A 7,610-nucleotide genomic window follows, 5' to 3' on the forward strand; every position below is an offset into this window, starting at 1 on the left:
AAACGGACGGAAATCTCATCGATATGAGAAGAAAACGGTCTTTGATATCATGGGTGTTCATTATGAGTATAGTATAGCTAGGGAACAAAAGAAAGCTGCATAGTTTTAAAAAGAAAACTCGTTAGAGTTTATTTAGCATGTGAATTTTTAAGAATAATCCATCTGTTGAACAGTTTGTAACCCTTTGGAAAGGAATTTCATTCTATTTGTTCTCTTAAGTTGATGGGCATGGGCCTCACCATACCATTTCGGGAAAATTGTACGTTTAGACACAATTTAGACATAAATTACTGATTCTCTTAACGTTAATCTTTCGCTTATGAGAAAGGGTACAAAAATAAGGCTAAATTTATACAACAAAATAAGATAATTATATTCTTACATTTCATTATGAAACATATATATGGTGTAGGAGGTTCCTGTTCCTCCTGATACATCTGTGAAAAGTAGAGCTAATATTTATATATACTATAAATATTGCTCTATTTTTATTATTTTGTACATTACATAAATTTGAAAGAGGTGATAAATATGAATCCTTTAAATGCAAAGGTTTTATTTGTTCAATCTGGTATCCCTTTTTATTATCCGTCACTAGAAATATCTATATATAATGCTCTTCAGAAAGTAGTACAAGCCGTCACAATGGTTTCCAGTAAAGAGGCTATAAAAACAGCAATTAAAACAAAACCAGATTTTATTCTTGTTCTACATGGCTTACATCCAGATTTCAATCATGATATCATCCCTATGTTAAAGCGTTATGGATATAAAACCGGAATATGGTTAACGGATGATCCCTATTATTCCGATCTTACCCAACACATAGTTCCGCACTATGACTATGTATTTACACAAGATGCTGGAATCATTAATTTTTATCAGGAATTAGGCTGTAATCATGTATATTATGTCCCTCTAGCGTCTGATTCAAGTATATATAAACCAAGCCTTGAACAATTGTCTTATAAGTACGATATAAGTTTTCTGGGTACTGCATTTGAAAATCGATTGACTTTTATTGATTCAATTGCTGATTATTTAAAACAAAAAAACACATGTATTGTAGGCTATGGTTGGGAGAAACTTAAGCATTATGAATCATTAAAAGAGAAAATTAAATTACTACCCTTTGCAACGTATGAGGAAAGTTTACAGTATTATACTTCCTCTAAAATTAATGTAAATATGCATCGCTCCACACAGGATCAAACATTAAACCGTAACTCTTTAAAAATTGCAGCGCATTCTATTAATAATCGTACATTTGAAATTGCAAGTTCATGTGCTTTTCAATTAACAGATGTACGTTGTAACCTTTCGGCACATTACAAGCTAGGTACGGAAATAGAAACGTTTCATTCCTCTACAGAATTTATTACAAAATCAGAGTATTATTTAGAGCATAAAAAAGAGCGGTTACAAATTGCGACGAATGCCTATAAAAGAACATTGCAGGAACATACTTATAATCATCGGATACGTCAATTATTGGATAATGTTAATATATAACAAGGGGGAAACGTGATGTCAAATTCAAATGCATCTAACATTATAGTTGCACAGGGACGTATCCCTCATTTTCAAAAAGATTTTCCCCTCATTTTATTTTGGAGTCAAAAAAGTGGTTGTACTTCCTTTGCGCATTGGTTTTTTTATCAAATTAATGAATTAAAAACAGCATTTAAATATCATTCCTTTATTCATAATTATGAGATATATAAAGCAGCACCCTCCTACCAAAGTGAACTGATAAAAGCGTTACAAACGAATCAAAAAAAGACATATAAGTTAGTTCGAAACCCTTATTATAGAGCTGTTAGTTCTTTTGTTGCTCAGATAGATCCTTTAGGATATCAGCTACCGCAATGGAAGCCTATTAAACAATTCCTTTATAAAAATGAAAACAGCGTAAAAGGATTTTCGTTCAAACAATATTTGTATTATATTCAGCATATAAAAAAGCAGCAGGCTTACTTAGACCCACATATTGATCAACAATATATACCTGGAGAAGAGCAATTTATAACTAGCTATATTTATCTTGAGAAATTCGACATGACAATTCGTGCATTAGAAATGAAATACAATCTAAAAAAATCACCACTACATATATTAACAAAATCATGGCATCATCAATCTGAAAAAATGTCACATAAAGGAAATTATGCAGATGTAGATATAACCGATCCTCTATTCCCAAGATTGCCTACATATAAAAGTTTTTATGATAATGAATGTTTACAACTTGTACATTGTATATTCCATCAGGATTTTAAAATGTATAAGTATTCTAGTGTTTTGGGTAATTAACTTTTAACAGTGTTCGTGCACAAATTTGCTTCTCTTTGCGTAGGACAAACTACAAGACACAGCTATATTGAGCAGAGGTGGTTTCCATCTCTGCTTTTTTAGTTTTTGTGATATGCACATTCAAATAGCGTTATTTAGCAGTGTATGTATTGTTTCTTGAGGTGAAAAAATACTTTTCCGGAACTTTACAAAATTGAAGCCAAGAAAATGTGTACAGAAAATTGTATGTTTATGGACAGACGATAAAACTCAATAATATCAACAATTTTTAGCTATAATCGTGTTCATAAAGTGTGTACACAAATCAGTGTTCAATTAAACTTAGGATTTTATCTTTATGAACATATACTCATCTTTAAAAAACACTGTAATGATAAGGGTTTGTAGTCCTTAGCGTACAATTTCCCCAAAATGGTGCCGTGAGGCCTATACAAGAATAGGCTCGCTCAGACAATGACATATTTTTCATATTTCCACAACTGCTACATGTTTTTGTGGAAGGAAACCATTTGTCTATTTTCACAAGCTGTTTGCCTTGTTCATTTAGTTTATAAGCTAAGAAAGAAGTGAACATACCCCAAGCATTATCAGCGACGCTTTTTCCAAAATGAAGTGCTTGCGATATTCCCTTCATATTTAGATCTTCAATAGCGACAACATCAAAATGAGTAGCTAACTCTTTAGACTTATGATGCAGGAAGTTCTTACGTTGGTTTGCTACTTTTTCATGCAGCTTAGCTACACGGATACGTTGTTTATTCCAACGCCCTGAACCTTTTGTACGTCTTGATAATACTCGTTGAGCATTTGCTAATCGGTCTAACATTTCACGATAAAACTTAGGATTTGGCTCTCTCATCCTCAGAACTGACGTATAATTGATCCATCGCAAAGTCTAATCCAACAACTGTTTCTACTTCTTTTTGTACGATCTCTTTTTCGTATTCAGTCAAAATGGACACATAGTATTTACCAGTAGGTGTCATAGAAATCGTACATGACTTGATTATATGGCCTTGTGGTATTTCTCTATGCTGTTTGATACGTACCATTTTCAGTTTTGGTAATTTGATATGACCGTTAAGCAACATAATATTTCCGTTCACTACATTCGTTGTATAAGACTTCCTTTTTTTTTGCTTTTGAATGTCGGGAAGCCATTTTGACCACTAAAGAAATTTTTATAGGCAGTTTGCAAGTTTCGTTGAGCATTTGCCAAAGCTAATGAATCAACTTCTTTTAACCACTCAAATTCTGCTTTGTATTTCGCAGGAGTGGGAAGCTTTTGTTTCTTTAGTTGATCCTTATCATCTTTATGTTTTTCATACGCTTTTTTCCGTTCAGCTAACATTCTGTTATACACGAAACGTACACAACCGAAGGTTTTACACATAAAATGTGCTTGGTCTTCTGTTGGATACAAACGGAATGTATATGCTTTATTCTGCTTTGTCATATCATTTCACCTCACTTTTCACTTTGATTTTCAATATATGTTTTTACTACGTCTATTGGCGAACCACCAGTAGTTAGCAAGCAAAAACTTCTTGACCAAAACGTCTCTTTCCAAAGTTTCTTTTTCACTTGTGGAAAGTCTCTTTTAATAAGTCGAGAACTTGCACTTTTATAAGCATTGATGAATTTTGTCATTTCTGTATTAGGGTGTGCTTTGAACAAAATATGAACATGGTCTACATCATGATTCCATTCAACTAATGTGATGTTATAGTTTTCAGATAGTCGAACAAACATATCTTTTGCATAGTCTGACATATCATCATCAAACACATTTCTTCTGTATTTCACGACCAACACAAGGTGATAATATAACAAGAATACTGAATGGTTATTACTATCTAATTTCATTTATATACCAGCCTTTATAATTTATAAGACTGATTATATCAGAGGCAAAATAAAAAGGAAAACCTTTTGGCTACGCCAAACCGAAATTCATCTCCCACCTACCGTTGGGCTACGCCCTTCACAGGCTTGAGGAAGGAGAATTCTTTCGGGAAATTCGTTAAATTAATAAAATAGACACAGATGATTTCAATTATGCAACCTTAATCTGCACATACGTTCCTGATAAGTAATCATTCGTTGAATGAATTCTTTTACGATTATAGGCTCACTATACATGCCTCTATAGGAAGTAAGAATTTTGTATAGGGAAAAATTTGTATAAGAAACTTTGTCCCCATGCATATTATTTATAAGGGTTACGATAAAACATGATCTCTAATTCCTGTTCAATGGACATTCTATCAAATAGAAGTACTGCCAGTATGTTAGAAATAACCTATGATAACATAAAAAGAAAGAATGATGGAAATGAAACACCTTCTTAAAATGATATTAGTGATGTGTTTTGCTGGATGTATAACTGGATGCTCTGAGCTAGAGGAGATAGAAGAACGAGGATTTGTAGTAGGTGCGGCTTACGATATGGTAAAGGACAAGGAATTGAATCCAATTATGCAGGGAACATACCAAATGGTTCTTCCCAGTAAGACAACACAACAAAACGGACGAGGTAATGACGATGGTGAAAATTATATTAATGTGAGTGCGAAAGCAGATAGTGTGTTTGAACAAATACGAATGATCGATAAAAAGATTAGTCGATCATTATTTTTTCCGCATATACAAGTGATCATTTTCTCCAAAAAGTTACTCTCACATCCATATATTTTACAAAATATACTAGATGTATATATTCGCAATCATGAAATGAGGAGAAATATCCGGCTATTTGTTTCCGATGAACATGCAAAAGCTATCTTACAACAAAGTGCAACACCGGAAAATTTACCTGCACAGTATATTGATATGCTAGCTGAACATTCTCCCCAAAATGCGCATATGGTTGAGACGACAAGACTTGGGGATGTGCAGGAAAAAATAGTCGCACACCGAAGTTTTATACTACCTGTCTTACAGTTAACAAAACAAGGAGTAAAAGTGGAAGGTGCAGCTTTGTTTCGTGGAAAAGATGCGAAGTATGTGGGAAGCTTGAGTGGGGAACAAACACAAGACATCAACTATATAGTAGGTAAAAAATTTGCGGGCTTTTTTACTATCCACAAAAAAAAGCAAAGTATTACATATGAAATTCATAGAGTACGCCGAAAGATTACAGTCTCTACGACAAATATAATCAAGCCAAAGTTTGATGTTCATGTATCTCTGGAAGGGATATTAGCAGAAGTACATGTTAGGGACCAGAAACAAGTGATGAATGAGCAACGTGTAAAAAGAGAAATTGCAAAGGAAATGGAAAAGTGTATCCAAAAATCAATACAGTTGGTTCAAAAAAAGTATAAGGTAGATGTATTAGAACTAGGAGAGGTGTATAAGCGGCATAATTATAAAGAGTGGAAGAAGATAAGTACCAATTGGGATCAAGGGGAAAATTATTTTAGTAATGTTGATATTACTGTTCATGTTCATCCAACCATTGAGCATTCTGGCTCAACATTACCGAATCAAGTAAAGTAGAGAGTGGGAATGTTTTGCGGACTGGCAATCAAAATAAGTAACAAACATAGGAGTCAAGAACATATATTTGTTAAAGACCCTCTTTTTATTATAAAAAGAGGGTCTTTAACAAATGCTACTTGAATATACACATACGAGATATCGGTTACAAGCATGTACATGTTACCTTCGCTTATATTGTAACAGAAAAGTTTGCTGTATGAAGCAAGAAAAATCACAAATAAAAAGATTAAAAGTACCGGTAACTTAGGTGATTTTTCGTGTACTACAAGAGTAATTTCTGAATACAAATCCGAAAAACATAGAATGGCGAAGATTCTACATGAGATAGTAATTCGTAGCGAATTTCCCCGGACTTTGTACAAATATTGACGAATCAAACGTTTGTTTAAAAATGAAGGGATATATATGCCGTTGGACACCTGAAATAGCAAGCCCAAGCTATCAAGGAGATTCCCTTGATAGCTATCATATCTTCGCCAAATTTTGCAAGACATGATCTAAATATTAGATGTGAGCTACAATGTCAGTTACACTTCCTATATAATTAGGAAGAAACTCGAATACCGTTTCTTTACATGTCATCCATTTTTAGTTATGTGTTTCATTGTTCCTTGCGATTCATATTCTTTTACTAGTTTGTAAAAAGAAGAACGCTTTATATGATATTTTCTCATTGCTCCAACCGCCGTAATGGTCCCAGCTTGCCATTCTTGATACGCCTCAATAAATTGATCTGTAATTTGTACGGGTGGTCTTCCTAAATGTTTTCATTGTTTTTTAGCTAATGCAATCCCTTCCGCTTGTCGTTGTTTAATATCATTTCTTTCTTTTTCTGCAAAAGCAGATAGAATGGTAAGGGTCGCTTTTTGTACAGCCTGTTGAATGACAGCATTCGTACTTTCTCCATTATAATTCACATTAATAAAAGGTTCTTCAATAAATTGTAAGTTAATTCGCTGTTGCTCGTAATATCTAAATTCTTCTAGCACATCATTCATGCTACGACCTAATCTTGTTAAGGAATCAAAAACGATAGTATCGCCCGTACGAGCTAATCGTTTTAACATTTGATAATTTTCTCTCTTCATATTTTTACCAGACTGCTTATCAATAAAAATATCTCGATCTTCTATTCCAAGATATTTCATATTTTCAATCTGACGGTCTTCATTTTGGTCTTTACTGGAAACTCTGACATATCCAAACTTTTTATGTAGCAATTCTTTCACCTCAACCATAATTATAGTCTATTTATATCTGTAAAGTGGAAATGCAACTTTTATGGACGTAGTTTACCCTATGATTCTGCGTATCTGTAAAAGTACACCTTTACGAACTGTTAAATAAAAAGAACAGACTATTGAAATAGTCTGCCCATAGGTAAAAGATGAAATGAAAATTACTCAAATGTATAGTATAATAAATTTCTAAATAATAAAAGGTATTAATAAAAAAAGAACGGTTCTATTGGCATAGTCCGTCCTTCAAGAAGAGAATAATGACAGTTATTCTTCTTTATTATAACTGAAAATACTGAAAATTAAATCTTATTTACATTGAGAAAATATTCATCCTACAAAGGAAGGTTATTTTTATGAATAAAGGTGATGCAATTTTAAGGTTGTTATCAGAAATCAAGTTGGAACTTAAAGAAGTAAAAGAACAGATGGAGAAAATGCAAACAAAGTTAGATACATTAGAACAACAAAATCAGGTGAAGAACAAAATAGAGCGAAAGAAGCCAAAAACAAAACCTGATAAACAAGATAAGCGAGATTGGAAATACCCAGCTA

The 7,610-nt window shown here is 33.0% G+C and carries 5 protein-coding genes and 2 pseudogenes; 4 read left to right on the plus strand and 3 right to left on the minus strand.

Annotated features, from left to right (window positions below; all coding sequences use genetic code 11):
• Positions 1–531: 531 nt before the first annotated feature.
• Together F3I02_RS19425 and F3I02_RS19430 are read left to right on the plus strand one after the other, a co-directional pair.
• Positions 532–1,512, plus strand: coding sequence for a CgeB family protein (locus tag F3I02_RS19425; RefSeq protein WP_196477579.1), 981 nt, complete (start codon positions 532–534; stop codon positions 1,510–1,512).
• Between the two features lie 15 nt (positions 1,513–1,527).
• A complete protein-coding gene (locus F3I02_RS19430) occupies positions 1,528–2,313 on the plus strand; it encodes a sulfotransferase family 2 domain-containing protein (protein WP_196477580.1) in 786 nt (261 codons plus the stop codon).
• Between the two features lie 427 nt (positions 2,314–2,740).
• Here the strand turns inward: F3I02_RS19430 and F3I02_RS19435 are convergent.
• Positions 2,741–3,769 (minus strand): annotated as a pseudogene (locus tag F3I02_RS19435) (RNA-guided endonuclease TnpB family protein); the annotation flags it as partial.
• An 11-nt stretch (positions 3,770–3,780) separates the two neighbouring features.
• On the minus strand, positions 3,781–4,179 hold the full coding sequence (tnpA, locus tag F3I02_RS19440; protein ID WP_196477581.1) for an IS200/IS605 family transposase: 399 nt from the start codon (positions 4,177–4,179) through the stop codon (positions 3,781–3,783).
• Between the two features lie 468 nt (positions 4,180–4,647).
• On the opposite strand from tnpA, the gene F3I02_RS19445 reads away from it, so the two are divergent.
• Complete coding sequence (locus F3I02_RS19445; protein ID WP_196477582.1) at positions 4,648–5,814, plus strand: Ger(x)C family spore germination protein; 1,167 nt, start codon at positions 4,648–4,650, stop codon at positions 5,812–5,814.
• A 581-nt stretch (positions 5,815–6,395) separates the two neighbouring features.
• Here the strand turns inward: F3I02_RS19445 and F3I02_RS19450 are convergent.
• Positions 6,396–7,055: pseudogene (locus tag F3I02_RS19450) on the minus strand (recombinase family protein).
• Between the two features lie 356 nt (positions 7,056–7,411).
• Between F3I02_RS19450 and F3I02_RS19455 the strand changes: the two are divergent.
• On the plus strand, positions 7,412–7,610 hold a 199-nt coding region (locus F3I02_RS19455; protein WP_196478308.1), incomplete at its 3' end, for a hypothetical protein.

The sequence above is a fragment of the Bacillus sp. SRB3LM genome (assembly GCF_015712745.1).
In the GTDB taxonomy this organism is placed as follows: Bacteria; Bacillota; Bacilli; order Bacillales; family Bacillaceae_G; genus Bacillus_A; species Bacillus_A thuringiensis_K.